The following is a 25,001-nucleotide window of genomic DNA, read 5'->3' on the forward strand; positions in this document are numbered from 1 at the left end:
TGTCGGGCGTGCACAAGTGGCATCTCGCGGAAGGGGTCAGGCGGCGGAGGCGCCCAGGTAGTCGTCCCACTCGGGCTGGGTGCGCTCGGCACCGCGGACGAGCCAGGAGCCGGCCCGCGGCATCCGCGGCACGGAGCGCAGCTGCCAGCCCATCTCGAGCGGCGTCCGGTCGCTCTTGAGGTTGTTGCAGCGGTGGCAGCAGGCGACCAGGTTCTCCCACGAGTCGCGGCCGCCCCGCGACTTGGGCTGGATGTGATCGATCGTGTTGGCGTGCTGCCCGCAGTAGCCGCAGCGGTGGTTGTCGCGCCGCAGCACCCCGCGGCGCGAGACCGGCACGCTGCGCGAGCTCGGGATGCGGACGTAGCGCGTCAGCACGATCACCGAGGGCCGCACGTAGTCGCCGTTCGCACCGTGCACCGGGTGCTCCTCGTCGGCGACGATGATCATCGCCTTCTCGCTCATCAGCAGCACCAGCGCCCGCTTGAACGACACCACGGCGAGCGGCTCGTAGCCGGCGTTGAGGACGAGTGTGCGCATCAGTGACCTCCGTGCTGTCGCACGCCGCCGCGCCGATCCGCCGCGACGACGACGAAGGGCGCCGTCGTCATGACGGCGCCCTTCGAGGCCGCGGCGCGGAGCCGCACGGAGTCGTGGTGCCGTATCCGAGTGTCGGCGGAGTGGAGAGCGGCGAGGAGGACCCCCGCGCGGATCGCATCGGTCCGCCGCACGCGCGAACGCAGCCCCACGCAGTGGTACCCGTTCCGCTCGGCCATCCGGCACTCCGTCCCTCGACGAATCGATCCGCTCGCCACGCGAGCGGACTGAGGTTCAGATTAACCCTTCGCGCCCGGAACACCAGAGGAACCGGGGATTTCGTCATCCGCAGTTCACACGTCGCCGCCGCGGACGGCGCCGCCCGGGAATGCGGAGGAGCCCGCCCCGGGATCGGGACGGGCTCCTGGGAGCGCAGGGACTCGAGCGTCAGCCGGAGATGCGGACGATCGTGTAGTTGCTCGTCCAGATCGGCTGCACGCGGACGCTCGCGCCCTCGTACGGCGCGTGCAGGATGTTGCCGTTGCCCGCGTAGAAGCCGTCGTGGCCCGGCATGATCACCAGGTCGCCGGGCTGCGCCTCGGACAGCGGGATCTGGGTGCCCATGGCCGCCTGGCCCGCGGCCGAGTGCGGCATCGAGATGCCGTACTGCGCGAAGACGTACATGACGAGCCCGGAGCAGTCGAAGCCGCTCGGGTCCGCGCCGCCGAAGACGTAGGGCACACCCTGGTACTGGAGCGCCGTGTTGAAGACGGCTGAGAGGCTGTAGCTCGTGCTCGGGGCACTGGCCGCGAGCTCGCTGGCCGAGGCGCCCTCGTAGGAGGTGAAGCTCTCGGCGGTCTCGGCGCGGGCCTCGGCGACGTCGGTGGTGTCGACGACGGGCTCGACGACCGGCTCCGGCTCGGGCGGCGGCGGCGGCGGCGGCGCGGCCTCGGCGGTGAAGCCGTCGCGCGCGATCGCGGCCTGGACGACACCGCCGGCGACCGCGACGCTCTGGGCGTCGCCCTGGCGAAGGCGGTCGGCCTGCGAGGCGGCGAAGAGACCGTCGCTCTCGGTGCCGGGCGAGAAGGCGTAGGCGGGCAGCGCCATCGTGGCGACGAGCGCCCCCGCGAATCCGACGATGGCGACCTTGCCGATCGTGCGGCCGCGGCTGCGCTTGCGCGGCGAGCCGGCGGGCGTCGGGACGAAATCGGTGACGTCGGCCTGGCGCGACGGCGCCGTCGGCACCGCCCGGCGGGCGACGGGCGCCTCGTCGGTGTAGCGGGCGCGGATCACCGGCGGCCGGTCCTCGAAGGAGGACGCGTTGCGGGGGCTGTCCGGGTGGGTGGAGCGGAACCGGTCGGGGGAACCGGCGGGGGTGGTGGGGTTCTGGGGCAAGGGGGAGGACCTCCGACGTCCCGCCAGCCCAGGCAGCTGTCCCGTCTCGCGTGCGCGAAGCATCGGCGTTCACGGAGTCCGAGACGGGAAGGGACGTCGGACCCCGCGCCTCACGACCGGGGTTCGGGCGCAGGGCTCCACAGAGCGTAAGCGACCGTTACCGATTTGTCACCAACCGGAGAGGAGATCGTGACCCTTTCGGCCGGTCCGATGCGCTAGTGCGCGTGGAGCGGACGCTCAGCTGACGAGGAAGATGTGCGCAGCCACCTCGTTGGGCAGCTCGATCCCCGCCTCCGCACCGTCGATGCGGACGAGCACGTAGCCGTTCAGTGCCGAGAACTCGCCCTCGGCGCCGGGCACGACGCCGGCCTGCTTGAGCTGGAGCAGCAGCTCGGGGTCGACCTGCGCGGGCTCGCCCAGCCGGCGCACGACGCCGCGCTGCGGCTCCGCCGATCCGGCGACGAAGCGGGGGATGCTGATGACGCCGTCCGCGAAGCGCGACGCCGGGGTGTCCCCCAGCTCGTCGAGCCCCGGGATCGGGTTCCCGTAGGGCGACTCCGTCGGGTGGTCGAGCATCTCGAGGAGGCGGCGCTCCACCTGCTCGCTCATCACGTGCTCCCAGCGGCAGGCCTCCTCGTGCACGAACTCCCAGTCGAGCTTGATGACGTCGTGGAGGAGCCGCTCGGCGAGGCGGTGCTTGCGCATGACGTGGATCGCCTTGCGGCGTCCGTCGCCCGTGAGCTCGAGGTGGCGGTCGCCGGAGACGACGACGAGCCCGTCGCGCTCCATGCGGCCGACGGTCTGCGAGACGGTGGGACCGGAGTGGCTGAGCCGCTCGGAGATGCGGGCCCGGAGGGGGACGATGTTCTCCTCCTCCAGCTCCAGGATGGTGCGCAGGTACATCTCGGTCGTGTCGATCAGATCCGTCATCTCAGCCTTCCGGTCTCAGCGCGCACAACCATACTGGGCACCGTGTCCCATCGTCGTCGACGGGGCAGGGCGCAGGGCCTCCGATGGTCGAAGGCGGGGCGGGCCGGGAACCCTAGTATTAACGCATGCCGGACGTCACCATTCCTCGCGAGCTCCTCCCCCACGACGGGCGGTTCGGCTGCGGCCCGTCCAAGGTGCGGCACGACCAGCTCGCGCACCTCGCGACGCAGGGCGCGCACCTCCTCGGAACCTCCCACCGGCAGGCGCCGGTGAAGAACCTGGTCGGCTCCGTGCGCGAGCACCTCGCGACGCTCTTCCGCATCCCGGAGGGCTACGAGGTGCTGCTCGGCAACGGCGGCTCGACCGCCTTCTGGGACGCCGCCGCCTACTCGCTGGTCGACCGCCGTGCCGAGAACCTCACCTTCGGCGAGTTCGGCCAGAAGTTCGCCAAGGCCGCCTCCGCGCCCTTCCTCGAGCCCGCGCACGTCGTCGCGGCTCCGGCCGGCTCGCGCAGCGAGGTCGAGATCCTCGAGGGCGTCGACGTCTACGCCTGGCCGCACAACGAGACGTCCACCGGAGTCATGGCGCCCGTCCAGCGCGTCCACGGCGACGACGGCGCGCTGACCGTGATCGACGCGACCAGCGCCGCGGGCGGCATCGACTTCGAGGCCGCCGAGGCCGACGTCTACTACTTCGCCCCGCAGAAGAACTTCGCCTCCGACGGCGGACTCTGGTTCGGCCTGTTCTCGCCGGCCGCGATCGAGCGGATCGAGCGGATCGCCGCGAGCGGCCGCTACATCCCCGAGTTCCTCAGCCTGCAGAACGCGGTCGACAACTCGCGCCTGAACCAGACGCTGAACACTCCCGCCCTCTCGACGCTGCTGCTGATGGAGTCGCAGCTCGAGTGGATGAACTCCAGCGGCGGCCTGGCCTGGGCCTCGGCCCGCACGCTCGAGTCCTCGTCGGCGATCTACGAGTGGGCCGAGGCCTCGCCGATCGCGACCCCCTTCGTCGAGGTGCCGGAGCACCGGTCGCAGGTCGTCGCCACGGTGGACTTCGACGCCTCGGTCGACGCCGCGCTGGTCGCGAAGATCCTCCGCGCCAACGGGATCGTCGACACCGAGCCGTACCGCAAGCTCGGCCGCAACCAGCTGCGGGTGGCGACGTTCGTCGCGATCGAGCCGGACGACGTCCGCTCGCTGCTGAGCTGCATCGACTACGTCGTCGAGCGCCTGGCCGTCTGATCGATCCGGCGGAGCGGGGAGGCGCGGGATGAGGCTCTGGCTCCGACCCGATGAGCGCCGCCCCGCTCCGCCGCCGTACGCGTCCGACGACGCGACGGCGCTGCTGGTGGGATGCCTCGTCTGGGTGCTCGCCCTGGTCGTCGTGCTGATCGCCGTCGCGGCGGGCACGTCCGTGCCGCCGCTCGTCCTGTCGACCGTCGTGATCGGCGTCGTGCTCGGGACGATCGGCCTCTTCTACAGCCGCAACCGCCGTTGAGCGCAGCCGCCCGGCGCGGCTCGCTCCGGCGTGCGCTCGTCAGCGCGGCCGGGCGGGGAGACCCCCACCCGGCCGGTGCGGGTCAGCGGCGACGGCGTCGACGACCGCGACCGCTGCCGCCGCGGCGGCCGTCGCCGGAGCCTCCCTGGGCGGAGCCGCCGCGCGGAGCGTCGTCGGAGTCGTCGTCCGACTCCTCGTCGTCCTCATCGGAGTCGTCGTCGTCATCGTCGTCGTCCGAGTCGTCGTCGTCCGAGTCGTCGTCATCGGAATCGTCGTCGTCCGAGTCGTCCTCGTCCGAGACGTCGTCGTCGTCCGCCTCGTCGTCGTCGTCGAGGATCTCGTCCTCGTCGACCTCGGCCGTGTCGTCGACGACGGTGTCGTCCTCGTACTCGTCGTCCTCGGTCTCGTCGCGCTCACCGCTCGCGTCCTGCGCGGCACGGTAGTCCGCGAGGCGGACCGACCACGGGACCCAGTCGGGCGCCAGCACGGCGCCCTCGCCCGGCAGCAGCTCGACCTCGAGGACGTTCACGGCCTCGGACTCGTCGATCCTGGACAGCGTCGCCGTCCAGAGCCAGCCCGGGTAGCCGCGCATCAGGTTCGCGAACTGCAGCGAGACGACGTGCTCGCCCTGCGCGATCGTCGCGACCAGCTCGCCGATCGTGTCGGCGGGGGTGATGTCGGCGAGCGCCTCGCGCGCGCGGTCCTCGGAGCCGGCGAGCACGGTGTCGAGCTCATGGACGGGCTCGGGCTCCGGCGCGACGGCGGCGGTCGCCGTCTCCGGGGCGGGAGCGTCGTCCGACTCGGAGTCGTCCTCCTCGTCCTCGTCGACGTCGTCGATCTCGTCGCTCCAGACCGCCGCCGATCCGGTCCTCACCGCCGGCTCGCCACTAGCGGGTGCGACCTCGGTCGACTCGGTCTCGGTGGCCGCGACGTCGTTCTCGGTCGTCGGCTCGCCGGTCGTCTCGCCGGCGTCAGGCATCCAGCTCGTCCGCAACCCGGCGCAGCAGCGTCGCGATCGTGCGCCCGTGCGCCTTGTCGGGGTACCGGCCGCGCTTCAGGCCCGTGCCGATGCCGTCGAGCAGCTTGACCGTGTCCTCGACGATGACCGACATGTCGTCGGCCGACTTGCGGTTGAGCTTGACCATGCTGGGCGGGGTGTCGATGATCCGGGCCGACAGGGCCTGCGCACCGCGCTTGCCGTCGGCGATGCCGAACTCGAGGCGGGTGCCGGCCTTCACCGCGGTCCCGGAGGGCAGCGCGGAAGCGTGCAGGAAGACCTCCTGGCCGTCATCAGTGCTGATGAAGCCGAAGCCCTTCTCCTCGTCGTAGAACTTGACCTTGCCGGTAGGCATGCAGAACCCCTCCTGGAAATGAAGCAGCCATCAGTTTAGTGGACGGCACCCGCCCTATCCTTGACCCGTGAAGCCACAGCAGCCTGCGGGCATCGGACGCGCAGAGCGCACCCTCGCCTACATGTTCGTCGCGATCATCGTCGTGACGGTCCTCGCGTTCATCGCGGTCCTGGTCGCGCCGATGATGGGCGTCCGCGACTACAGCGGCGCGCTGTGGCAGTTCGTGATCGCGCTGCCGCTGGTCGGCCTGCCGATCGCGTTCCTGATGATGATCGCGATGCTGATCGTGGGCGTCCGGCGCCGCCGGACCTCCTAGCGCGGACGTCCTTCCGTCGGCGTCGGGTCAGCGGAGAGAAACCGGTCACTCGACTCCCAGACTTCGTCCAGGCCACGCGCAGATACTGTCCGCATGGACGGACCCCGCATTCTCATCGTCGACGACGAGCCCAACATCCGCGACCTGCTCACCACGAGCCTCCGCTTCGCCGGCTTCGCCGTGCGCGCGGTCGGCAACGGCGCTCAGGCGATCTCCGCAGTGCTCGAGGAGGAGCCGGACCTCATCATCCTCGACGTGATGCTGCCGGACATGAACGGCTTCGGCGTCACCAAGCGCCTGCGCTCGGCGGGCTACACCTCGCCGATCCTCTTCCTCACGGCGAAGGACGACACCGAGGACAAGATCACGGGCCTCACCGTCGGCGGCGACGACTACGTCACGAAGCCGTTCAGCCTCGACGAGATCGTCGCGCGCATCAAGGCGATCCTCCGCCGCACGATGCACGCCGAGGAGGACGCGGTCATCCGCGCCGGCGAGCTCACGATGGACCAGGACACCCACGAGGTCCTCGTCGGCGACGAGCCGGTCGAGCTCAGCCCGACCGAGTTCAAGCTGCTGCGCTACCTGATGCTCAACCCGAACCGGGTCCTCAGCAAGGCGCAGATCCTCGACCACGTGTGGGAGTACGACTTCAACGGCGATGCGGGCATCGTCGAGTCCTACATCTCCTACCTGCGACGTAAGCTCGACACGCATTCGGAGGAATCGCTCATCCAGACCAAGCGAGGATTCGGATACATGCTGAAGGTCGCGAAGGTCTGACCTCCGCCGCCCCGGCGCCGGCCCCGTGAGGGAGCCGGTGCCCGCACGACTTCGAGGGAGTTCCACCGCCATGCACCAGGGTCTGGCCGAGCGGTGGAACTCCATCTCGTTGCGCACCAAGATCACCGCCGTCACCGTCCTGCTGCTGACACTGGGTCTGCTCGTGTCCGGCATCGGCACGATGACACTGCTGAAGCCCCAGCTGGTCACCCAGCTCGACGTCGATCTGCGGGCGAAGGCCCAGGAGACGGCGAACCTCCTCGTCACCGAGCGCGAAGCCGGGATGGACGACACGGACAAGCGCTACGTCGGCGCGCTCTACGACTCCCTCGGCCGGCAGCAGGACACGACCGCGGTCGGCCCGAACGACCCGGTGTTCCCGGCGACGTTCTCGCTCGAGGACGCTCTCGGGCTCGGTGACAAGTCGGCCACCATCTACAGCGCGAGCGGCAAGGTGGAGTACCACTACGTCGCGACGACCTATTCCGACGGCAGCCAGATCACGACGCTGCTCCTCGCGACCTCGACGCGCGACATCGACAACATCATGACGATCTACCTGACGATCTTCCTCGGGTTCGGCGTCGCGATCGTCGTCATCGGCGCGATGCTGACGCGCCTGCTCGTCACCACCACGTTCGCACCGCTGCGCGAGGTCGAGCAGACCGCCGCCGCCATCGCCGACGGCGACTTCAGCCAGCGCCTCGACGGCACCACGCCGAACACCGAGGTCGGCCGCCTCAACCGCTCGCTCAACGCGATGCTGGTGCGCATCGACAGCGCCTTCCGCGACCGGGCCCGCACCATCGACCAGATGCGCCGCTTCGTCGGCGACGCGAGCCACGAGCTGCGCACTCCCCTGGTCTCGGTCCGCGGCTACGCCGAGCTCTACCGGATGGGCGCTCTGCAGACGCCCGAGGCCGTCGGCCAGGCGATGGAGCGCATCGAGAAGGAGGCGATCCGCATGGGCGGCCTCGTCGAGGACCTCCTCGAGCTCGCCCGCCTCGACGAGACCAAGCCGCTCGCCCTCTCCCCCGTCGACCTGATGCCGCTCGCCCGTGACGCCGCGATGGATGCGATGGCCTCCTGGCCCGACCGCGACTTCGGCGTGGAGACGCGCGACGACACCCCCGTCGAGACCCCCGCCCTCGAGATGGACGAGCCCTCGGGCACGCCGACCCAGACGATGGAGATCCTCCCCGCCGGGCTCACGGGACCGATCGCGGCCGCCGGCGCCCGCCTGGCGCGCTTCCGTCGCCGCCCGCGTCGCGTCGTCATGGCGGAGGACATCGCGGCCGGCACGGCTCCGGAGCCGGAGCAGGAGGGCGTCCCGGCACTCGTGATGGCGGAGGAGAACAAGATCCGCCAGGTGCTCACCAATCTGATCGGCAACGCCGTCCGCTACACCCCCGAGGACACGCCGATCGAGGTCGGCGTCGCCGTCGACCGCGCGCGCCGACTCGCCTTCCTCGAGGTCATCGACCACGGCGAGGGCATCCCGCCGCAGATCCGGGAGAAGATCTTCCAGCGCTTCTGGCGCGCGGACACCTCGCGCACGCGCGAGACCGGCGGCAGCGGCCTCGGCCTGGCGATCGTGTCCTCCATCGTCGCCGCCCACAAGGGACGCGTCGACGTCGTCGAGACCCCGGGCGGCGGCGCCACCTTCCGCGTCGCGCTGCCTCTCCTCACCGTCGACCAGAGCACCGAGTCCTCCCCAGCCTCGGCCTGATCCGCCGCGCGGCAGAGGCCGCCCGGCGTACGTTCTCTCGCACCCGCCGACCGGCGGAGACGAACGAGAGGACCTCCCATGACCCACTTCCAGACCGACGTCGACGCGATGACCACCGCCACCGGATCGCTCCAGGGCTACTCGGAGCGCATCCGCGCCGAGGTCGCCGGCCTGCTCGGCCTGCTCACCAGCCTCGAGGGCTCCTGGACGGGCCAGGCCTCGACCGCGTTCCAGGGCGTCGTCGGGCTCTGGCGGACGACGCAGGGCCAGGTCGACGACGGGCTCGAGTCGATCGGGGTCGCCCTCGGTGCGGCGAGTCGGCAGTACGCCGAGACGGAGGAGGCGAACGCGCGGCTGTTCGCGATCTGAGCGGGCGGCGACGGCTCCGTGGGCGCTGTCCTCCGACGAGGCCGACTGCGGAGCGCCGTCGACTGTGCGCCGGGAGCGTTGACCGAGCACCGCCCCCGGAAACGCCGAAGGCGGCTCCCCCGGAGGGGAACCGCCTTCTGCGTTGTTCGGGTCGGACTAGAAGTCCATGCCACCCGTGGGGTCTCCGCCTGCGGCGACGGGGTTCCGCTCGGGCTTGTCGGCGACGACGGCCTCCGTGGTGAGGAACAGACCGGCGATCGAGGCGGCGTTCTGCAGAGCGGAGCGCGTGACCTTGACCGGGTCGATGATGCCGGCGGCGATCAGGTCGACGTACTCGCCGGTCGCGGCGTTGAGGCCGTGTCCGGTGGGCAGCTCGCGGACCTTGGCGGCGACGACGCCCGGCTCGAGACCGGCGTTCAGCGCGATCTGCTTGAGCGGCGCGTCGATGGCGACCTTGACGATGTTCGCGCCGGTCGCCTCGTCTCCGACCAGCTCGAGCTTCTCGAAGGCGAGCTTGCCGGCCTGGATGAGGGCGACGCCACCACCGGCGACGATGCCCTCCTCGACGGCGGCCTTCGCGTTGCGGACGGCGTCCTCGATGCGGTGCTTGCGCTCCTTGAGCTCGACCTCGGTCGCGGCTCCGGCCTTGATGACCGCGACGCCACCGGCGAGCTTCGCGAGGCGCTCCTGGAGCTTCTCGCGGTCGTAGTCGCTGTCGGTGTTCTCGATCTCGCCGCGGATCTGCGCGACGCGACCGGCGATGGCCTCGGCGTCGCCGGCACCCTCGACGATCGTGGTCTCGTCCTTGGTGATGACGACCTTGCGGGCCGAGCCGAGCAGGTCGAGGGTGACGTTCTCGAGCTTGAGGCCGACCTCCTCGGAGATGACCTGGCCGCCGGTGAGGATCGCGATGTCCTGGAGCTGCGCCTTGCGACGGTCGCCGAAGCCGGGGGCCTTGACGGCGACCGACTTGAAGATGCCGCGGATCTTGTTGACGACCAGGGTCGCCAGCGCCTCTCCGTCGACGTCCTCGGCGATGATCAGCAGCTGCTTGCCCGCCTGGATCACCTTGTCGACGACGGGGAGGAGGTCCTTGATGTTCGAGACCTTGGAGTTGACGATCAGGATGTACGGGTCCTCGAAGACCGCCTCCTGGCGGTCGGGGTCCGTGACGAAGTACTGCGACAGGTAGCCCTTGTCGAAGCGCATGCCCTCGGTCAGCTCGAGCTCGGTGCCGAAGGTGTTCGACTCCTCGACGGTGACGACGCCCTCCTTGCCGACCTTGTCGATCGCCTCGGCGATGATCGCGCCGATCTCGGGGTCCGCGGCGGAGATGGAGGCCGTGGCCGCGATCTCCTCCTTGGTCTCGATCGCCTTGGCGCCGGCGACGAGCTCGGCGGTGACGGCCTTGACGGCCTTCTCGATGCCCTTCTTCAGGCTGATCGGGTCGGCGCCGGCCGCGACGTTGCGCAGGCCTTCGCGGACGAGCGCCTGGGCGAGGACAGTCGCGGTGGTCGTTCCGTCGCCGGCGACGTCGTCGGTCTTCTTGGCGACCTCCTTGACGAGCTCGGCGCCGATCTTCTCGTACGGCTCGTCGAGCTCGATCTCCTTGGCGATCGAGACGCCGTCGTTCGTGATGGTGGGGGCGCCCCACTTCTTCTCGAGCACGACGTTGCGGCCGCGCGGGCCGAGGGTCACCTTGACCGCATCGGCCAGGGTGTTGAGTCCACGCTCGAGGCCGCGGCGGGCTTCTTCGTCAAAAGCAATGATCTTGGCCATGTGTGTTCTTCGTCCCTCCCGGACGTCAGGGGAATTCCGTCGTTGGCACTCGACTGGAGCGAGTGCCAACAGCGATTCTGGCACTCACCCGGGAGGAGTGCAAGTGACGCGGACCCCTGGCGCAACGGAAGGAGCCGCCGCCCGCGGGACGCGGACGACGGCTCCAGGACGGGCGGCGGCCTCAGACCACGCGCACCGATTCGGCCTGCGGACCCTTGGATCCCGTGCCGACCTCGAACGCGACGTGCTGGCCCTCCTCGAGGACCTTGTATCCCGACATGTCGATGGCGGAGTAGTGGACGAACACGTCCTGTCCGCCGCCGTCGACCGTGATGAAGCCGTAGCCCTTCTCAGAGTTGAACCACTTGACGGTTCCGTTCGCCATCTCTTACTCCCAAAGTGCTGAATGCCTGCGACACGAGCGATGCGCAGGTGCCTGGTCAGGAATCCTAATCGAGCGTTTCGCGCCGGAAAACGGTGGAATGCGCCTGCGGGAAAGAGTTGCCCGGGATTCAACATGAATTAAACGTGCCGGAAACAGAACACCCCCGGACAGCGGCTCGGAGGCCCTGTTCCGGGGGTGCGCGAGGGGGCCGCCCGTCCTACTGCGTCGGATAGTCCGAGCCGAGCACGACGACGACGGGGCCCGTCTCGACGAAGTCCGAGGTGAGGGCGGTGACCCCGACGCCGAGCGACTGCGCGACGCCGAGCGCCGCTCCCTCGAGTCCCGGGTCGGTGTAGTAGACGGTGGTGGTCGCCTCGTCCTCGGTGTTCGCGTTCGCGACCGTGGGCACGCTCCAGCCCGCCTCCGCGAGGGCGTCCCCGGCGCTCGCGGCCAGTCCCTCCGTCGCCGTGCCGTTCAGGACGGCGATCGCGAGCGCGGGGTCCACCGTCGGAACGACCGCCGGGGCCTCGGTCTCGGCGAGGCCGGACGGCGGGGTGAAGACGTCGTTGAACTGCACGCGGTTGTCGATGACGAGCAGACCGATGAAGCCGAGCAGCACGATCACCCCGGTCGCGAGCGCCGCCCAGGCCAGGGCGATCGCCCGGGCATGCGGAGCGGGCGGGCGGCGGTGCGCACCCACGCGCCCCTCGGTGGCCGGGATCTCGTCGAAGCGGTCCTTCGGAGCGGTGGTGGTCATCGTCGGTACGGCCGGCCTTCCGTTCGTGGGCCCGAGCAGCTCGTCTACTCGGGGCGCCCGAGGCGTCGTGCGGCGCGTGCGCCGGCGCGACCGTCGCGGATGCGCTGCAGCCGCTTGACGAGCATCGGGTCGTGAGCGAGGGCGGCCGGGGAGGCCAGAACCGCGCTGAGCACCTGATAGTAGCGGGCGACCGAGAGACCGAACCGCTCGCGGATGGCGTCGTCCTTGTCGCCGGAGCGGGCCGTCCACTCCGCCTCGAACTCCAGGACGCGGCGGTCCCGATCGGACAGGGCGGAGCCCGTCGTCCGCTCGAAGTCCGTGGCGCCGCTCATTCCTCCACAGTAGGCAGGCCCGCGCCGCCGACCGGGGAGGCGCTCCGGTACATGCCGATGTGCGGGATGCCCGCCTCCTCGAACTCGTCGCCGAACGGCTCGAAGCCCGACCGCGCGTAGAGCCCCGCGACGTAGGTCTGCGCGTGGAGCAGCATCGCCTCGTCACCGTGGCGCGCCACGACCGCCCTGACGAGCAGGTGGGCGAGCCCCTGCCCGCGTCGATCGGCGCGGGTCACGACGCGGCCGATGATCCGGTGCGCGTCCCGGTGCTCCGGCCGCTCGTCCCGGAGTGTGCGCAGGTACGCGGCGACGCCCCGCTCGTCGGCGATCCACCAGTGCGTCGTCGACGGCTCCAGGTCGCGGTCGTCGAGCTCCTCGTCGTCGACCCGCTGCTCGCGGAGGAAGACGTCGGTCCGCAGCCGCGCGAACGCGTGGACCTCCTCCGTCGTGAGTTCGCTCCACGCCTTCGAGATCACGGAATTCAGCTGCACGGCGGAGAGTTTACGAGAGGAGAGGGGGAGCGCCCTCCCCCGTACACTGACGAGGATTCCTAGGGAGACCCATGTCGTCGTATTCCGTGAACAAGACCGACGCCGAGTGGCGCGAGGAGCTCGACCGCGAGCAGTACTCGGTGCTGCGCCAGGCCGCCACCGAGCGCCCGTGGACCGGCGAGCTGCTGGACGAGCACCGCGAGGGGCTCTACACCTGTGCCGCCTGCCACGCCGAGCTGTTCAAGAGCGGCACCAAGTTCGACTCCGGCTGCGGCTGGCCGAGCTTCTACGAGTCCATCCGCCCCGATGCGGTCCAGCTCATCGAGGACAGCACCCTGGGCATGGTCCGCACCGAGGTCCGGTGCGCCAACTGCGGCTCGCACCTCGGCCACGTCTTCCCCGACGGCTTCGGCACGCCGACCGGAGACCGGTACTGCATGAACTCGATCGCGATGAACTTCACCACCGAGGGCGAGTGACCGTGTCCGCGACTCCCGTGCTCGAGGCCGTCCTGGCCCGGCGCTCCCGCTCGAAGGTGACCGCGGAGGCGCCGGGGCACGAGGAGATCGCGGCGTACGTCTCGGCCGCCTCGCGGCTGGCGGACCACAGCTCGCTCCGGCCCTGGCGGGTCATCGAGATCCGCGGTGCCGCTCGCGATCGCATCGGCCGCAGCTTCGCCGCCGCGTCCGGTGACAAGAAGGACGCCCGCAAGCACATCGAGAAGACGCACCGCGCCTCCCTCCTGCTCGCGGTCGTGGTCAGCGTGAAGAAGTCGAAGGTCCCGGCCTGGGAGCAGGAGGCGGTCGCCTCGGGCGTCGCGCACCTGCTCAGCCTCCTCCTCGACGAGGCGGGCTGGGGCGTCTTCTGGCGCACCGGCTCGTACACGCGCGCCAAGGCCGTGCGCAAGGCGCACCGCCTGGAGAAGGGCGAGGAGCTGCTCGGCTGGCTCTACGTGGGCCGTCCGGACGGCAAGATCGGCGGGCCCAAGCGGCCCACCCCGGCCGAGCGGCACCTGAGCATCCTCGAGCCGTGATCCGCCCGCGCGGGCCGGAGCCGAGACGGCTTCCGGCCCCGCGATAGGGTGGCCCGGTGCGGCGAGGCACCTGCCGACGTGGCGCAATTGGTAGCGCACCCGACTTGTAATCGGGCGGTTACGGGTTCGAGTCCCGTCGTCGGCTCCACTCCTCTCCCGTCCGCTGCGGCGGGCGACGGCTCTCGGGCCGGCACGACGAAGGGCCCCGGTCTCCCGGGGCCCTTCGTCGTCGTGCGCCCCGGAGTGCCGGGGCGGCCGCTCAGCCGGCGGCGGGGGTGGGCGTCGGCGTCGCCGACGAGTAGGTGTCGGCGGCGGCCGAGAGCACGAACGAGCTGAACGCGTCAGCGTCGGTCAGGGAGCCGGTGTAGGCCTCGCCGTTGACGAGGACGGTCGGCGTGCCGGAGACGGAGGCGACCTCGGTGCCGGGCAGCGGCCCGGCCGTCGCCCGCTCCGTCGCCGCGCGGACCCAGCTGACGAACGACTGGTCGTCGATGCAGGTGTTCACCGCGGCGGTGTCCTCGACGCCCGCGTCCGCGGCGGCCTGCTTGAGCTGGTCGTCCGAGAGGCCGTCGGTGCCCTCGGCGGGCTGCTCGGCGAAGAGCGCGGAGTTGAAGTCGAAGAACGAGTCGGGCGAGGAGTCGGCGACGCAGGCGGCCGCGTTGGCCGCGCGCTCCGAGTACTTCGTGCCGTTCGAGCGGGTGGTGAGGATGGCGATCGGGTGGATCTCGACCGTGGCGGCGCCGCTGGTCACCCACTCCTTGATCTGCTCGCCGTTGGTCTGCTCGAACTGACCGCAGTAGGGGCAGAGGTAGTCGAGGTAGACCCGGATGTCGACGGTGCCCGTCGAGGTATCGACGGTGCTCGGGGTGGGCGTGCCGTCGGCCGGGATCGCCGCAGAGGTGGACGCGACCAGGCCCTCGGTGACCAGGACGCCGTCGCTCGCCATGTTGGCGGGGCCGGGGCCGGCCGGGCGGATGCTCGAGGTCACGGCGAAGACGACGATCGCGACGACCGCGATCACGACGACCGCGAGACCGCCCTGCAGCGCGAAGCGGCTGACGCGGTCGCGGCGCTTCTGCTGCTCGCGGAGTCGGCGGGCCTTCTCGCGCGCGGCCTCTCGACGCTGGTTCTTCGAGAGACGGTCGTTGGCTCCGCCGTTGGTCATGACAAGAACACTCCGAATGAGAGGGGAAGACGTGTCGCCGGGCTGCGACTCGCCGGAATCCTACGCGCGAGCCCTGGGAAACCTCCAAACGACGGATACCACCCGCCCCGGGTGCGCGGCCTCGGGGACGCGCACCCCACTCGGGTGCCGCGTGGCATACTGTGACGGTTGGTCGGAGTCGCCCACGCGACGACGACCGTCACTTCCATTCACTCGGATCGTCCGGCACGTACCTGCCGGTGAAGGAGCAAGAACAATGGCGTCCGTAACCTATGACAACGCGTCCCGCGTCTACCCCGGGGCCACGCGTGCCTCGGTCGACAAGCTGAACCTCGAGGTCGGAGACGGCGAGTTCCTCGTCCTCGTCGGCCCCTCGGGCTGCGGCAAGTCCACCTCCCTGCGCATGCTCGCCGGCCTCGAAGAGGTCAACGAGGGCCGCATCCTGATCGGCGACCGCAACGTCACGGACGTGCCGCCGAAGGACCGCGACATCGCGATGGTGTTCCAGAACTACGCGCTGTACCCGCACATGTCCGTCGCCGAGAACATGGGCTTCGCGCTCAAGATCGCCGGCATCAACAAGGACGAGCGCGCCGCGCGGGTCCTCGAGGCCGCGAAGATGCTCGACCTCGAGCCCTACCTGAACCGCAAGCCGAAGGCCCTCTCCGGTGGTCAGCGCCAGCGCGTCGCGATGGGTCGCGCCATCGTCCGCAAGCCCCAGGTCTTCCTCATGGACGAGCCGCTGTCGAACCTCGACGCCAAGCTCCGCGTCCAGACCCGCACGCAGATCGGCACGCTCCAGCGCCGTCTGGGCATCACCACCGTCTACGTCACCCACGACCAGACCGAGGCGCTCACCATGGGCGACCGCATCGCGGTGCTCAAGGACGGACTGCTCCAGCAGGTCGGAACGCCCCGCGACCTCTACGAGAACCCGAACAACGTCTTCGTGGCCGGCTTCATCGGCTCGCCCGCGATGAACCTGTTCCACGCGGACGTCACCGACGGCGGCGTCAAGTTCGGCGACACGGTCCTCCCGATCGCCCGCGAGGCGCTCGCGAAGACCACCCAGAAGGTCGTCACGCTCGGCGTGCGCCCCGAGGACGTCACCGTCTCGACCCAGCCCGGCGGACTGCCGATCGAGGTCGACCTCATCGAGGAGCTCGGCTCGGACGGCTACCTCTACGGCCACACCGAGGTCGAGGGTCGCCGCACCGACATCGTCGCGCGCGTCGACGGCCGCGTGCACCCGACCGCGGGCGACCGCGTCTACGTGACCGCGAACCACCGCGTGCACATCTTCGACGGCGAGTCGGGACTGCGCCTCTCCTAGGCTCCGCCCCCGTGCACACGCTGCCGCCGTCTCCTCCGAGGCGGCGGCAGCGTTCGTTCGGGCCCCTCCACCGTCCGATCCACGACACGAACGGCGCGCCATGTCCGGCTCCCTGAACATCACCTCGGCCACGGTCGATCCGGCCCTCCTCGATCTGCCGTGGAACCTCCGGCTGAACGACTGGCCCGACGAGTACATCGCCGCCCTGCCCAAGGGCATCTCCCGGCACACGGTCCGCTTCGCGCACCTCTCCGGCCACGTCGTCGCCGTCAAGGAGACGACCGCGGAGATGTCGCGCCGCGAGTACGAGATGCTGAAGACGCTGCAGCGCCTGGACGTCCCGTGCGTCGTGCCGGGCGCCGTGATCACGAACCGCACAGACGACGAGGGCGACGAGCTCCCCGCGGTGCTGGTGACCCGGCACCTGAAGTTCTCGCTCCCCTACCGCGCGCTGTTCTCGCAGACGCTGCGTCCGGACACGGCCACGCGCCTCGTCGACGCGCTGGCGCTGCTCCTCGTGCGCCTGCACGTGATCGGCTTCTTCTGGGGCGACGTCTCGCTCTCCAACACGCTCTTCCGGCGCGACGCGGGCGCCTTCGCCGCGTACCTCGTCGACGCCGAGACCGGGCAGCTCTACTCCGGCGGCCTCTCGAACGGCCAGCGCGAGAACGACCTCGAGATCGCCCGCGTGAACATCGCCGGCGAGCTGCTCGACCTCGAGGCGGGCGGGCGCGTCGACGACGACCTCGACCCCATCACGGTGTCCGACGGCATCGTCGCCGCCTACCGCAGCCTCTGGAAGGAGCTGACGGGCGCGGAGTCGTTCTCGACCTCCGAGCGCTGGCGCATCAACGACCGGGTGAACCGGCTGAACGAGCTCGGCTTCGACATCGAGGAGCTCGCGATCAAGACCGACGAGGCGGGCTCGACGGTGCGGATCCAGCCCAAGGTCGTCGACGCGGGTCATCACCAGCGCCGGCTGCTCCGGCTCACGGGGCTGGACGCGCAGGAGAACCAGGCGCGCCGACTGCTGAACGACCTCGACTCGTACACGGCGACCTACGACAAGCAGGGCCTGGACGAGGAGATGGTCGCGCACGAGTGGCTCGCGCAGGTGTTCGAGCCGGTCATCCGCTCGATCCCGCGGGATCTGAAGGGGCGCCTGGAGCCGGCGGAGATGTTCCACCAGCTGCTGGAGCACCGCTGGTTCATGTCGCAGCAGCAGGCGCGCGACGTGCCGCTGGCGGAGGCGGTCACCGCCTACGTGAACGACATCCTCCGCCACCGTCGCGACGAGGCGACCGTGATCGCGCCGCCGACCGAGGCGATCACGCTGCCGAACCTCGTGCTCGACGACGCGGGCGACGCCGAGCTGACCGACGAGGACGCCGACGTCGACTGGATGAAGAACGTCTGACCCCGGCCCACGAGCCTGACGCCCCCATGCTGGTCGAGTAGCCCCGCAGGGGCGTATCGAGACCCACCATCGGCCGTGGTCGAGCCCGCAGGCCCGACCTCGATGCAGGCGGATCTCGATACGCCCGCTGCGCGGCCTACTCGATCAGCATGATGCGCCGCACGGCCAGCAGAGGCCGACGCCTCCGCCGGTGGATCTCGATTCGCCCGCTCCGCGGGCGACTCGATCAGCAAGCCCACCGGCTCGCCGAAGGCGGCCCACCTCCTCCCCCGGCTCCCGCGCGGCGCGGGTGCCGGTGCGGTGAGCTGCAAGGCGGAGGAGGAAGCGATACCGGCGGTATCGCGCCCGACGACAACGCCGCAGATCGCCGTACCGGCGCCCGCGCGGTGAGCTGCAAGGCGGAGGAGGAAGCGATACCGGCGGTATCGCGCCCGACGACAACGCCGCAGATCGCCGTACCGGCGCCCGCGCTACTCGGAGGCGGCGCGGAGTTTGGAGATCTCGTAGAGCGCGACCGACGCCGCGATGCCGGCGTTGAGCGACTCCGTGGCCGCGCTGATCGGGATGGAGACGACGGCGTCGCACTGCTCGGTGACGAGGCGTGAGAGGCCCTTGCCCTCGCTGCCGACGACGACGAGGAGGGGGCGGTCGGCGAGCTCGAGGCCCGGGAGCATCGTGTCGCCGTCGCCGTCCAGGCCGATGACGAAGACGCCGTCGCGCTTGTAGTCCTTGATCATCGCGGTGAGGTTGGACGCCATGGCGACCGGCACGCGCGCGGCGGCGCCGGCCGAGGTCTTCCAGGCGGCGGAGTTCAGGCCGACCGAGCGGCGCTGGGGCACGATGACGCCCTGGCCGCCGAACGCGGCGACGGAGCGGATGATCGCGCCGAGGTTGCGCGGGTCGGTGATGCAGTCGAGGGCGACGAACAGCGGGACGACTCCGCGCGAGACGCTGCGCTCGAGCAGGTCGCTCGGGTGCGCGTACTCGTACGGCGGCACCTTGAGCACGAGGCCCTGGTGCACCGAGTCCGGTCCGGCGAGGCGGTCGAGCTCGGGGCGCATGACCTCGAGCACGGGGATGCCGCGGGCGGTGGCGAGCTTGAGCGCCTCCTTGACCCGGTCGTCCATCTCGATGCGCGTCGCGAGGTAGAGCGTGGTCGCGGGGATCTTGGCGCGCAGCACCTCGAGGACCGAGTTGCGGCCGGTGACCATCTCGGACTCGTCGCCGCTCTTGGGCTTGCGCGACGGGGCCGGGCGGCCCTGGCCGCGGGCGGCGCCGGTCAGCGCCGCTCCCGGTCGCCCCTTGCCGCCGGCGGCGACGAAGCGCTCGCGCGCCGCCTTCGCCTTGCCCGCGGGATGGTACGGCCGGTCCTCCGCCTTGGGCGTGGGCTTCTTGCCCTCGAGGGCCTGGCGGCCCTGACCGCCGGATCCGACGGCCTTGCCCTTGCTCTTCTTGCGGACCGCTCCTGGGCGGCCGGGCTTATTCGCCATCGAGACTCCAATGCGCACCCGTCTGGGTGTCTTCGATCGTGATTCCCGCAGCAGCGAGATCGGTTCGGATGCGGTCGGCTGCCGCCCAGTCGCGCTGCTCTCGCGCGGTCTGGCGCTCGGCGACCAGGCGGTCGACGAGCACGGTGAGGGCCCGGTAGGTGGGCTCGTCGTCGGAGCGCGCCCACTCGGGGGCCTCCGGGTCGATGCCGAGCACGGAGGCCATCGCGAGCACCTGCGTGCGCAGCGCGGACACCGTGCCGAGGTCCTCCGCGTCGAGCGCGGCGTTGCCGGCCCGCACGGTCTCGTGCAGGACGCCGATGGCCTGCGGGACCGAGAGGTCGTCGTCCATCGCCTCGGCGAACTCCTCGGGGACGACCGGCTCGCCCACGGCGGCGAAGCGGGTGCCCTCGAGCCGCCGGCGGGACCGGTCGAGGAAGCCCTCGATCCGCTCGAGGGCGGCCTCGGCCTCCTCGAGGGCTCCGTCGTGGAACTCGAGGGTCGAGCGGTAGTGCGCCGAGCCGAGGTAGTAGCGCACGACGAGCGGGCGGGCGGAGTCGAGCAGCTCGGAGGCGAACACGCTGTTGCCGAGCGACTTGCTCATCTTCTGGCCGGTGACCGAGACGAGGCCGTTGTGCAGCCAGTAGCTCGCGAAGGCGTGGCCCGCCGCGCTGGACTGGGCGAGCTCGTTCTCGTGGTGCGGGAAGCGCAGGTCGAGTCCGCCGCCGTGGATGTCGAACTGCGTGCCGAGGTACTTGGTCGACATGGCGGAGCACTCGATGTGCCAGCCCGGCCGGCCCCTCCCCCAGGGCGAGGCCCAGGAGGCGGACTCGGGCTCGTCGGGCTTCATGCCCTTCCACAGGGCGAAGTCGTGCGGGTCGCGCTTGCCGCGCGGGTCGGCGTCGGTCGCCGCCTCCATGCTCTCGAGGCGCTGGTGGGTGAGCGCGCCGTAGTCGGGCCAGGAGCGGGTGTCGAAGTAGACGTCGCCGGAGTCGTCCGGGGCGGGGTAGGCGTGCCCGAGCTCGATCAGGCGCTGCACGAGAGCGATCATCTCGGCGATGCTCGCCGTCGCGCGCGGCTCGTAGGTGGGCGGGAGGATCCCCAGCGCCGAGTACGCGGCGGTGAACTCGAGCTCGACGCGGTAGGCGAGCGCCCACCACTGCTCGGAGGGCTCGCCCTCGCCGGCCGCGCGCCGCGCCTGCTCGGCGATCGCGAGGATCTTGTCGTCGATGTCCGTCACATTGCGGACGAGGGTGACCCGGTAGCCGCGGTGCGCCAGCCAGCGGCGCAGCTGGTCGTAGACCAGGGCCGAGCGCAGGTGCCCGATGTGCGGGGACGACTGCACCGTGGGTCCGCAGACGTACATCCCGACCTCGTTCTCGCGGAGGGGGACGAAGTCGACGAGGGCCTGGGCCTTCGAGTCGTGCAGTCGCAGAGTCACGCGGCGAGTTTACCGGGCGGGGGCGGCGCGCCCGGGCGGCCGGGCGGTGCGGTGGATCAGCGGCCGGATCCGGGGGTGGGGAGGACGAGTGCGGTCGCGGTCGCCGCGACCCCCTCGCCGCGCCCGGTGAAGCCCAGCGCGTCCGAGGTCGTGGCGGCGACGCTGACCGGGGCGCCGAGCAGGCCGGAGAGCAGCTGCTGCGCCTCGTCGCGCCTCGGGGAGAACTTCGGCCGGTTGCCGATCAGCTGGACGGAGACGTTGCCGATCGTGAACCCCGCCGCCTCGACGAGCTCCCTCGTCGCGCGGAGGAAGACCTCGCCGTGGGCGTCCTGGAACCGCGGGTCGGCCGTTCCGAAGCGGGAGCCGATGTCGCCGAGGTTCGCCGCGGCGAGCAGCGCATCGCAGATCGCGTGGGCGACCGGGTCTCCGTCGCTGTGGCCGGACAGGCCGCGCTCCCCCGGCCAGTGCAGGCCGGCGAGCCAGAGCGGCGACGCGTCGTCGAAGGCGTGCACGTCGGTGCCGATGCCGACGCGCGGCACCGCGGCCGCGAGTGGCGGCGCCAGGAGCTGCTCCGCGCGGGCGAGGTCCCACGGGGTCGTGATCTTGAACGCGAGCGGGTCGCCCGGGACGACGACGGACCCGCGGCCGTGGGCGGCGAGCAGCGCGGCGTCGTCGGTGAACTCGCGGCCGGCGGCGGCGTAGGCCTCGTCGAGCAGGTGCCGGGGGAAGCCCTGGGGCGTCTGCACGGCGGCGAGCTGCGCGCGATCGACGGTGTCGAGGATCGCCGAGTCGGCGTCGATCCGCTTGATGGTGTCGGTGACGGGCAGCCCGGGGATCGCACCGCCGCCGGTCGTGCGGACGGCGGCGAGCACGCGCTCGAACTGCGCGACGGGGGTGAGGGCCCGGGCGGCGTCGTGGACGAGGACGGTCTCGACGCCCGCGGCCAGGAGGGCCAGTCCGCGTGCGACGGAGTCCTGCCGGGTGGCCCCGCCGGCGGTGACGAGGACCTCGACGCTCCCGGCGGCGCGGCGGCAGAGCTCCTCCGTCTCGCGGACAAGAGCCTCCGGCGCGACCACCACGACCTGCACCGGCTCGGCGAGGGTGAGCACCGTGCGGAGGCTGCGCTCGAGGATCGTGACGCCGGCGCACTCGACGTAGGCCTTGGGGAGCTCGCGGCCGAGGCGGGTGCCGCTGCCCGCGGCGACGATGACGACGGCCGCGGTCGGCGCCGGTCCGGTGACGGTGTTCAACGGGACGTCCTTTCGCCGCCGGTCAGAGTAGCAGCGGGTGGGCGGAGGGGGCAGCCCGGCCGGGACGCGGGCGAGGCTGCGCTATTCTTTTGGCGGCTCCTGCACCTCGAATCCGCCCTGTCCGGGGTGGGCGGAGCCGATGATCTGGAGGAACCCGTGAAGGCGCGCATCGCTGCATCCGTCGTTCTCGCGGTCGGCGTCGCTCTCGCCACCGCCGGCTGCAACCTGGTCGCCCCGCAGGCGACCCGGGCCATCTACGACCCCAGCGACGGGGTGGGTGCGACGGTCGGCGACCTCGACATCCGCAACGCGATGATCATCTCGGAGGACGGCGAGGTCGGCACGCTCGTCGTCTCGCTGATCAACGACACCGACGAGACGCTCAGCGTCGAGGTGCAGTACGACGCGAGCACCGGCCGCACGAGCGACACGGTGGACGCGGTCCCCGGTCGCACGGAGATCCGCCCGGACAGCACCGAGTCCGTCCTGATGGAGGGCCTGGACACGCTGCCGGGCAGCCTCTTCCCCGTCTACTTCCAGTACGGCTCGGAGGAGGGCGCGGAGCTCCTCGTGCCGATCCTGCGCAACGACCTCGAGGCGTACGCGACGCTCACCCCGGCCCCGTCGGCGACCCCGACGCTCGCGCCGACGCCGGACCCGGCGCAGACCGCGCTGCCGACCCCGACGGCCGAGCCGGGCGTCGACACCCCCGCCGCCGAGTAGCACTCCCCCCTCGAAGGCCCGTCCACCCCGGTGGCCGGGCCTTCGTCGTCTGCGCCGCCGCCCTCGCTCGTCGCGCAGCGACGGCCCCACCCCCGGCTCGTCGCGCAGCGACGGCCCCGTCTGCACTCCGCATGCACTGACACGGTGGGTCTCGATACGCCTCCTCCGGCGGCTACTCGACCAGCATGATCCGCCGCCCCCTAGCTCGTCGCGCAGCGACGGCCCCGTCTGCACTCCGCATGCACTGCCACGGTGGGTCTCGATACGCCGCCTCCGGCGCCTACTCGACCAGCATGGGCCGCCGCCGCCCTCGCTCGTCGCGCAGCGACGGCCCCACCCCCGGCTCGTCGCGCAGCGACGGCCCCACCGACCGCTGTCAGAAGTGGATCGCGGGGCCTGGTGGGGGTGGCTGCAAGGCGGAGGAGGGCGCGATACCGGCGGTATCGCAACCGACGACAACGCCGCAGACGCCTCCGCCAGGCCCCGCGATCGCGATCAGGCGTCGAAGCGGTAGCCGAGGCCGCGGACAGTAACCAGGAGCACCGGCTCCTTCGGCGTCTTCTCGATCTTGGAGCGGATGCGCTTCACGTGGACGTCGAGGGTCTTGGTGTCGCCGAAGTAGTCGCTGCCCCAGACGCGGTCGATCAGCTGACCGCGGGTGAGCACGCGGCCGGCGTTGCGGAGCAGCATCTCGAGGAGCTCGAACTCCTTGAGCGGCATGGGCGTCTCGACGCCGTCGACCTCGACGGTGTGGCGCTCGATGTCCATGCGGACGGGGCCGGCGACGACGATGCGCTCCTCCCCCGGGTCCTCGGTGCGGCGGCGGAGGACGGCGCGGATGCGGGCGAGCAGCTCGCGGGTCGAGTAGGGCTTGGTGACGTAGTCGTCGGCGCCCAGCTCGAGTCCGACGACGATGTCCACCTCGGAGTCCTTCGCGGTGACCATGATGATCGGGACCGCGGAGCGGGTGCGGATCTCGCGGCACACCTCGGTGCCGGGCATGCCGGGGAGCATGAGGTCGAGCAGGATCAGGTCGTAGTCGCCCTCGTCGAAGGCGGAGACGGCGCGCAGGCCGTCCTCGGCGACGGTGACGTCGTAGCCCTCGCGTTCGAGCAGGTAGCTGAGCGGCTCGCTGAGGGCGCTCTCGTCCTCGACGAGCAGGATGCTGGTCACGCGGTGTCTCCTATCGGGGCGGAGGACGCGAACGGCGTCCTGGCCGGGTCTACTTCGGGGAGTCGGATGGTGAAGGTGCTGCCGCGTCCGGGCTTGGACCAGACGCGGACGTCGCCGCCGTGGTTCTGCACGGCGTGCTTGACGATGCTGAGGCCGAGACCGGTGCCGCCGGTGTGGCGCGAGCGCGCCTGGTCGACGCGGTAGAAGCGCTCGAACACCCGGTCGAGGTCCTCCTCGGGGATGCCGATGCCCTGGTCGGTGACGGCGATCTCGACGACGCCGCCGGTGGAGCGGACGCCGATCCCGACGCGGGAGCCGGGAGGCGAGTACTGGATGGCGTTCGCGAGCAGGTTGTGCAGCGCCGAGACGAGCATCTTCTCCTGGCCGGCGACGTACGCCTTCTTCATCCCGCCCTTGACGAGGGTGACGTCGTGCGACTCCGCCAGCACGTGCGTGGTCTCGAGTGCGGCGACCACGATGTCGTCGACGCGGACCACCTCGGCGGATCCGGCGACGTCGGCCGACTGCAGGCGGGACAGCTCGATGATCTCGCGGGTGATCTTCGCGAGGCGGTGCGACTCCTGGGTCAGGCGGTGCGCGAAGCGGCGGACCTGCACCGGGTCGTCGGCGGCGGAGTCGAGGGCCTCGGCGAGGAGGCCGACGGCGCCGATCGGGGTCTTCAGCTCGTGCGAGATGTTCGCGACGAAGTCCCGGCGCACCGCCTCCAGCCGCCGGGCCTCGGTGTGGTCCTCGGCGAGCACGAGGACGAAGCGGGAGCCCAGGCGCGTGGCGTGCACGACCAGGGTGACCGCGGCGTCGGAGAGCGGGCTGGTCGCGAGCTCCAGGTCCTGCTCGATGTCGTCGCCGAAGCGGCGCACCCGGTCGACGATCGCGACGAGGTCCGGGTGCAGCAGCGTGTCCTGCGAGACCAGGCCGAGCGAGATCGCCCGGGCGGACGCCTTGAGGACGTTGTGGGACGGGTCGGTCACGAAGGCGGGGGCGCCGACGGCGTCGATGATCGCGCCGATCCCCTCGGGCAGGCCGACACTGACGACCTCCGTCGCGATCCGCCCCTGGCGCGCCGCGAGCATCACGACGCTGGTGACGACGATCCCGATGACGATGCCGAGAACGAGCGACAGCACGACGATCAGGCCCGGATCCACGCACCCAGGCTAACCATCCACCGGACGTCTCCCTACCGGATGCCCGGCGACGGGTCGCGGGTCGAGTACTGTTCAAACGCTCGGCACCGTTCGTTAACCTGTCGTGGTCATCATTGCTGCGCCTGCGCCGACCTGGCGCAGTCACAGCGTCGTGCGCGACG

27 protein-coding genes and 1 tRNA gene are annotated in these 25,001 nt (G+C 71.1%); 12 read left to right on the forward strand and 16 right to left on the reverse strand.

Going from position 1 to position 25,001, the window contains the following annotated elements:
• Positions 1-36: 36 nt before the first annotated feature.
• The 3 genes from HQQ82_RS05645 to HQQ82_RS05655 all read right to left on the reverse strand — a co-directional run bounded on the left by HQQ82_RS05645 (position 37) and on the right by HQQ82_RS05655 (position 2,859).
• Positions 37-537, reverse strand: coding sequence for an HNH endonuclease (locus tag HQQ82_RS05645; protein ID WP_173232034.1), 501 nt, complete (start codon positions 535-537; stop codon positions 37-39).
• A 444-nt stretch (positions 538-981) separates the two neighbouring features.
• Complete coding sequence (locus HQQ82_RS20270; RefSeq protein WP_301952386.1) at positions 982-1,929, reverse strand: C40 family peptidase; 948 nt, start codon at positions 1,927-1,929, stop codon at positions 982-984.
• 237 nt (positions 1,930-2,166) lie between these two features.
• Positions 2,167-2,859: a metal-dependent transcriptional regulator gene (locus HQQ82_RS05655; protein ID WP_173232035.1), complete on the reverse strand. Its 693-nt coding sequence runs from the start codon at positions 2,857-2,859 to the stop codon at positions 2,167-2,169.
• Positions 2,860-2,984: 125 nt separating this feature from the next.
• On the opposite strand from HQQ82_RS05655, the gene serC reads away from it, so the two are divergent.
• Both serC and HQQ82_RS05665 read left to right on the forward strand, forming a co-directional pair.
• Entirely contained in the window at positions 2,985-4,103 is a 1,119-nt protein-coding gene (gene serC / locus HQQ82_RS05660; RefSeq protein ID WP_173232036.1) for a phosphoserine transaminase, read from the forward strand.
• Positions 4,104-4,131: 28 nt separating this feature from the next.
• Positions 4,132-4,359: a DUF2530 domain-containing protein gene (locus tag HQQ82_RS05665; protein ID WP_173232037.1), complete on the forward strand. Its 228-nt coding sequence runs from the start codon at positions 4,132-4,134 to the stop codon at positions 4,357-4,359.
• Between the two features lie 82 nt (positions 4,360-4,441).
• Here the strand turns inward: HQQ82_RS05665 and HQQ82_RS05670 are convergent, their stop codons facing one another.
• Both HQQ82_RS05670 and HQQ82_RS05675 read right to left on the reverse strand, forming a co-directional pair.
• Complete coding sequence (locus HQQ82_RS05670; protein WP_216848211.1) at positions 4,442-5,338, reverse strand: DUF3027 domain-containing protein; 897 nt, start codon at positions 5,336-5,338, stop codon at positions 4,442-4,444.
• On the reverse strand, positions 5,331-5,711 hold the full coding sequence (locus HQQ82_RS05675) for a cold-shock protein (RefSeq protein ID WP_160087822.1): 381 nt from the start codon (positions 5,709-5,711) through the stop codon (positions 5,331-5,333). The genes HQQ82_RS05670 and HQQ82_RS05675 overlap by 8 nt, the downstream gene beginning before the upstream one ends.
• A gap of 67 nt (positions 5,712-5,778) precedes the next feature.
• On the opposite strand from HQQ82_RS05675, the gene HQQ82_RS05680 reads away from it, so the two are divergent.
• The 4 genes from HQQ82_RS05680 (at position 5,779) to HQQ82_RS05695 (ending at position 8,908) form a co-directional block, all read left to right on the forward strand.
• Positions 5,779-6,027 carry a hypothetical protein gene (locus tag HQQ82_RS05680; protein ID WP_367947825.1) on the forward strand — a complete coding sequence of 83 codons (249 nt, stop codon included), beginning with the start codon at positions 5,779-5,781 and terminating at the stop codon, positions 6,025-6,027.
• A gap of 93 nt (positions 6,028-6,120) precedes the next feature.
• Positions 6,121-6,810 carry a response regulator transcription factor gene (locus HQQ82_RS05685; RefSeq protein ID WP_085475163.1) on the forward strand — a complete coding sequence of 230 codons (690 nt, stop codon included), beginning with the start codon at positions 6,121-6,123 and terminating at the stop codon, positions 6,808-6,810.
• Between the two features lie 70 nt (positions 6,811-6,880).
• Complete coding sequence (locus tag HQQ82_RS05690) at positions 6,881-8,539, forward strand: ATP-binding protein (protein ID WP_173232038.1); 1,659 nt, start codon at positions 6,881-6,883, stop codon at positions 8,537-8,539.
• A gap of 78 nt (positions 8,540-8,617) precedes the next feature.
• Positions 8,618-8,908, forward strand: a complete 291-nt coding sequence (locus HQQ82_RS05695; protein ID WP_173232039.1) for a WXG100 family type VII secretion target — start codon at positions 8,618-8,620, stop codon at positions 8,906-8,908.
• A 156-nt stretch (positions 8,909-9,064) separates the two neighbouring features.
• Here the strand turns inward: HQQ82_RS05695 and groL are convergent, their stop codons facing one another.
• From groL to HQQ82_RS05720, 5 genes are all read right to left on the reverse strand, one after another.
• Positions 9,065-10,687, reverse strand: coding sequence for a chaperonin GroEL (gene groL / locus HQQ82_RS05700; protein WP_123445169.1), 1,623 nt, complete (start codon positions 10,685-10,687; stop codon positions 9,065-9,067).
• 181 nt (positions 10,688-10,868) lie between these two features.
• Positions 10,869-11,072, reverse strand: coding sequence for a cold-shock protein (locus tag HQQ82_RS05705; protein WP_123445168.1), 204 nt, complete (start codon positions 11,070-11,072; stop codon positions 10,869-10,871).
• Positions 11,073-11,289: 217 nt separating this feature from the next.
• Complete coding sequence (locus HQQ82_RS05710) at positions 11,290-11,829, reverse strand: LytR C-terminal domain-containing protein (protein ID WP_173232040.1); 540 nt, start codon at positions 11,827-11,829, stop codon at positions 11,290-11,292.
• Positions 11,830-11,873: 44 nt separating this feature from the next.
• The gene (locus HQQ82_RS05715) at positions 11,874-12,161 is read right to left on the reverse strand and encodes a DUF3263 domain-containing protein (RefSeq protein WP_173232041.1); all 288 of its coding nucleotides are present in this window, start codon (positions 12,159-12,161) and stop codon (positions 11,874-11,876) included.
• Entirely contained in the window at positions 12,158-12,652 is a 495-nt protein-coding gene (locus tag HQQ82_RS05720; RefSeq protein ID WP_367947826.1) for a GNAT family N-acetyltransferase, read from the reverse strand. The genes HQQ82_RS05715 and HQQ82_RS05720 overlap by 4 nt, the downstream gene beginning before the upstream one ends.
• Before the next feature lie 71 nt (positions 12,653-12,723).
• On the opposite strand from HQQ82_RS05720, the gene msrB reads away from it, so the two are divergent.
• From msrB to HQQ82_RS05735, 3 genes are all read left to right on the forward strand, one after another.
• Positions 12,724-13,131 (forward strand): peptide-methionine (R)-S-oxide reductase MsrB, encoded by a 408-nt coding sequence (gene msrB, locus HQQ82_RS05725; RefSeq protein WP_123445164.1) that lies wholly within the window; start codon positions 12,724-12,726, stop codon positions 13,129-13,131.
• A gap of 2 nt (positions 13,132-13,133) precedes the next feature.
• Complete coding sequence (locus HQQ82_RS05730) at positions 13,134-13,685, forward strand: nitroreductase family protein (protein ID WP_367947827.1); 552 nt, start codon at positions 13,134-13,136, stop codon at positions 13,683-13,685.
• 72 nt (positions 13,686-13,757) lie between these two features.
• Positions 13,758-13,833 (forward strand) — tRNA-Thr (locus HQQ82_RS05735).
• Between the two features lie 111 nt (positions 13,834-13,944).
• Here HQQ82_RS05735 and HQQ82_RS05740 read toward each other — a convergent pair.
• Positions 13,945-14,850 carry a thioredoxin domain-containing protein gene (locus HQQ82_RS05740; RefSeq protein WP_173232042.1) on the reverse strand — a complete coding sequence of 302 codons (906 nt, stop codon included), beginning with the start codon at positions 14,848-14,850 and terminating at the stop codon, positions 13,945-13,947.
• Between the two features lie 256 nt (positions 14,851-15,106).
• Here HQQ82_RS05740 and HQQ82_RS05745 point away from each other — a divergent pair, with 256 nt between their 5' ends.
• Together HQQ82_RS05745 and HQQ82_RS05750 are read left to right on the forward strand one after the other, a co-directional pair.
• Positions 15,107-16,183 carry an ABC transporter ATP-binding protein gene (locus HQQ82_RS05745; protein ID WP_123702257.1) on the forward strand — a complete coding sequence of 359 codons (1,077 nt, stop codon included), beginning with the start codon at positions 15,107-15,109 and terminating at the stop codon, positions 16,181-16,183.
• Positions 16,184-16,283: 100 nt separating this feature from the next.
• On the forward strand, positions 16,284-17,600 hold the full coding sequence (locus HQQ82_RS05750) for a DUF4032 domain-containing protein (protein WP_173232043.1): 1,317 nt from the start codon (positions 16,284-16,286) through the stop codon (positions 17,598-17,600).
• Positions 17,601-18,070: 470 nt separating this feature from the next.
• Here HQQ82_RS05750 and rlmB read toward each other — a convergent pair whose 3' ends face one another.
• The 3 genes from rlmB to ispD are packed head-to-tail and all read right to left on the reverse strand — an operon-like array spanning position 18,071 to position 21,778.
• The gene (rlmB, locus tag HQQ82_RS05755; protein ID WP_173232044.1) at positions 18,071-19,090 is read right to left on the reverse strand and encodes a 23S rRNA (guanosine(2251)-2'-O)-methyltransferase RlmB; all 1,020 of its coding nucleotides are present in this window, start codon (positions 19,088-19,090) and stop codon (positions 18,071-18,073) included.
• Entirely contained in the window at positions 19,080-20,528 is a 1,449-nt protein-coding gene (gene cysS / locus HQQ82_RS05760; protein WP_173232045.1) for a cysteine--tRNA ligase, read from the reverse strand. The genes rlmB and cysS overlap by 11 nt, the downstream gene beginning before the upstream one ends.
• 56 nt (positions 20,529-20,584) lie before the next feature.
• Positions 20,585-21,778: a 2-C-methyl-D-erythritol 4-phosphate cytidylyltransferase gene (gene ispD, locus HQQ82_RS05765; RefSeq protein ID WP_173232046.1), complete on the reverse strand. Its 1,194-nt coding sequence runs from the start codon at positions 21,776-21,778 to the stop codon at positions 20,585-20,587.
• Positions 21,779-21,934: 156 nt separating this feature from the next.
• Between ispD and HQQ82_RS05770 the strand changes: the two genes are divergently transcribed.
• Positions 21,935-22,501, forward strand: a complete 567-nt coding sequence (locus tag HQQ82_RS05770; protein ID WP_173232047.1) for a hypothetical protein — start codon at positions 21,935-21,937, stop codon at positions 22,499-22,501.
• Positions 22,502-22,996: 495 nt separating this feature from the next.
• On the opposite strand, the gene HQQ82_RS05775 is transcribed toward HQQ82_RS05770, so the two are convergent.
• Together HQQ82_RS05775 and HQQ82_RS05780 are read right to left on the reverse strand one after the other, a co-directional pair.
• Positions 22,997-23,674: a response regulator transcription factor gene (locus HQQ82_RS05775; protein ID WP_173232048.1), complete on the reverse strand. Its 678-nt coding sequence runs from the start codon at positions 23,672-23,674 to the stop codon at positions 22,997-22,999.
• Positions 23,671-24,840, reverse strand: a complete 1,170-nt coding sequence (locus HQQ82_RS05780) for an ATP-binding protein (RefSeq protein WP_173232049.1) — start codon at positions 24,838-24,840, stop codon at positions 23,671-23,673. Before HQQ82_RS05780 ends, HQQ82_RS05775 begins: the two co-directional genes overlap by 4 nt.
• Positions 24,841-25,001: the final 161 nt, after the last annotated feature.

Origin of the sequence: Rathayibacter sp. VKM Ac-2856 (assembly GCF_013205055.1) — a bacterium.
GTDB lineage: Bacteria > Actinomycetota > Actinomycetes > Actinomycetales > Microbacteriaceae > Rathayibacter.

Coding starts and splice junctions, on each gene's coding strand:
- HQQ82_RS05715 (WP_173232041.1), bottom strand. CDS start 12,161: ATGAGCGGCGCCACGGACTTCGAGCGGACGACGGGCTCCGCCCTGTCC.
- msrB (WP_123445164.1), top strand. CDS start 12,724: ATGTCGTCGTATTCCGTGAACAAGACCGACGCCGAGTGGCGCGAGGAG.
- serC (WP_173232036.1), top strand. CDS start 2,985: ATGCCGGACGTCACCATTCCTCGCGAGCTCCTCCCCCACGACGGGCGG.
- HQQ82_RS05690 (WP_173232038.1), top strand. CDS start 6,881: ATGCACCAGGGTCTGGCCGAGCGGTGGAACTCCATCTCGTTGCGCACC.
- HQQ82_RS05750 (WP_173232043.1), top strand. CDS start 16,284: ATGTCCGGCTCCCTGAACATCACCTCGGCCACGGTCGATCCGGCCCTC.
- HQQ82_RS05645 (WP_173232034.1), bottom strand. CDS start 537: ATGCGCACACTCGTCCTCAACGCCGGCTACGAGCCGCTCGCCGTGGTG.
- groL (WP_123445169.1), bottom strand. CDS start 10,687: ATGGCCAAGATCATTGCTTTTGACGAAGAAGCCCGCCGCGGCCTCGAG.
- HQQ82_RS05695 (WP_173232039.1), top strand. CDS start 8,618: ATGACCCACTTCCAGACCGACGTCGACGCGATGACCACCGCCACCGGA.
- HQQ82_RS05745 (WP_123702257.1), top strand. CDS start 15,107: ATGGCGTCCGTAACCTATGACAACGCGTCCCGCGTCTACCCCGGGGCC.
- HQQ82_RS05670 (WP_216848211.1), bottom strand. CDS start 5,338: ATGCCTGACGCCGGCGAGACGACCGGCGAGCCGACGACCGAGAACGAC.
- HQQ82_RS05740 (WP_173232042.1), bottom strand. CDS start 14,850: ATGACCAACGGCGGAGCCAACGACCGTCTCTCGAAGAACCAGCGTCGA.
- HQQ82_RS05685 (WP_085475163.1), top strand. CDS start 6,121: ATGGACGGACCCCGCATTCTCATCGTCGACGACGAGCCCAACATCCGC.
- HQQ82_RS05655 (WP_173232035.1), bottom strand. CDS start 2,859: ATGACGGATCTGATCGACACGACCGAGATGTACCTGCGCACCATCCTG.
- rlmB (WP_173232044.1), bottom strand. CDS start 19,090: ATGGCGAATAAGCCCGGCCGCCCAGGAGCGGTCCGCAAGAAGAGCAAG.
- HQQ82_RS05675 (WP_160087822.1), bottom strand. CDS start 5,711: ATGCCTACCGGCAAGGTCAAGTTCTACGACGAGGAGAAGGGCTTCGGC.
- HQQ82_RS05710 (WP_173232040.1), bottom strand. CDS start 11,829: ATGACCACCACCGCTCCGAAGGACCGCTTCGACGAGATCCCGGCCACC.
- HQQ82_RS05665 (WP_173232037.1), top strand. CDS start 4,132: ATGAGGCTCTGGCTCCGACCCGATGAGCGCCGCCCCGCTCCGCCGCCG.
- HQQ82_RS05705 (WP_123445168.1), bottom strand. CDS start 11,072: ATGGCGAACGGAACCGTCAAGTGGTTCAACTCTGAGAAGGGCTACGGC.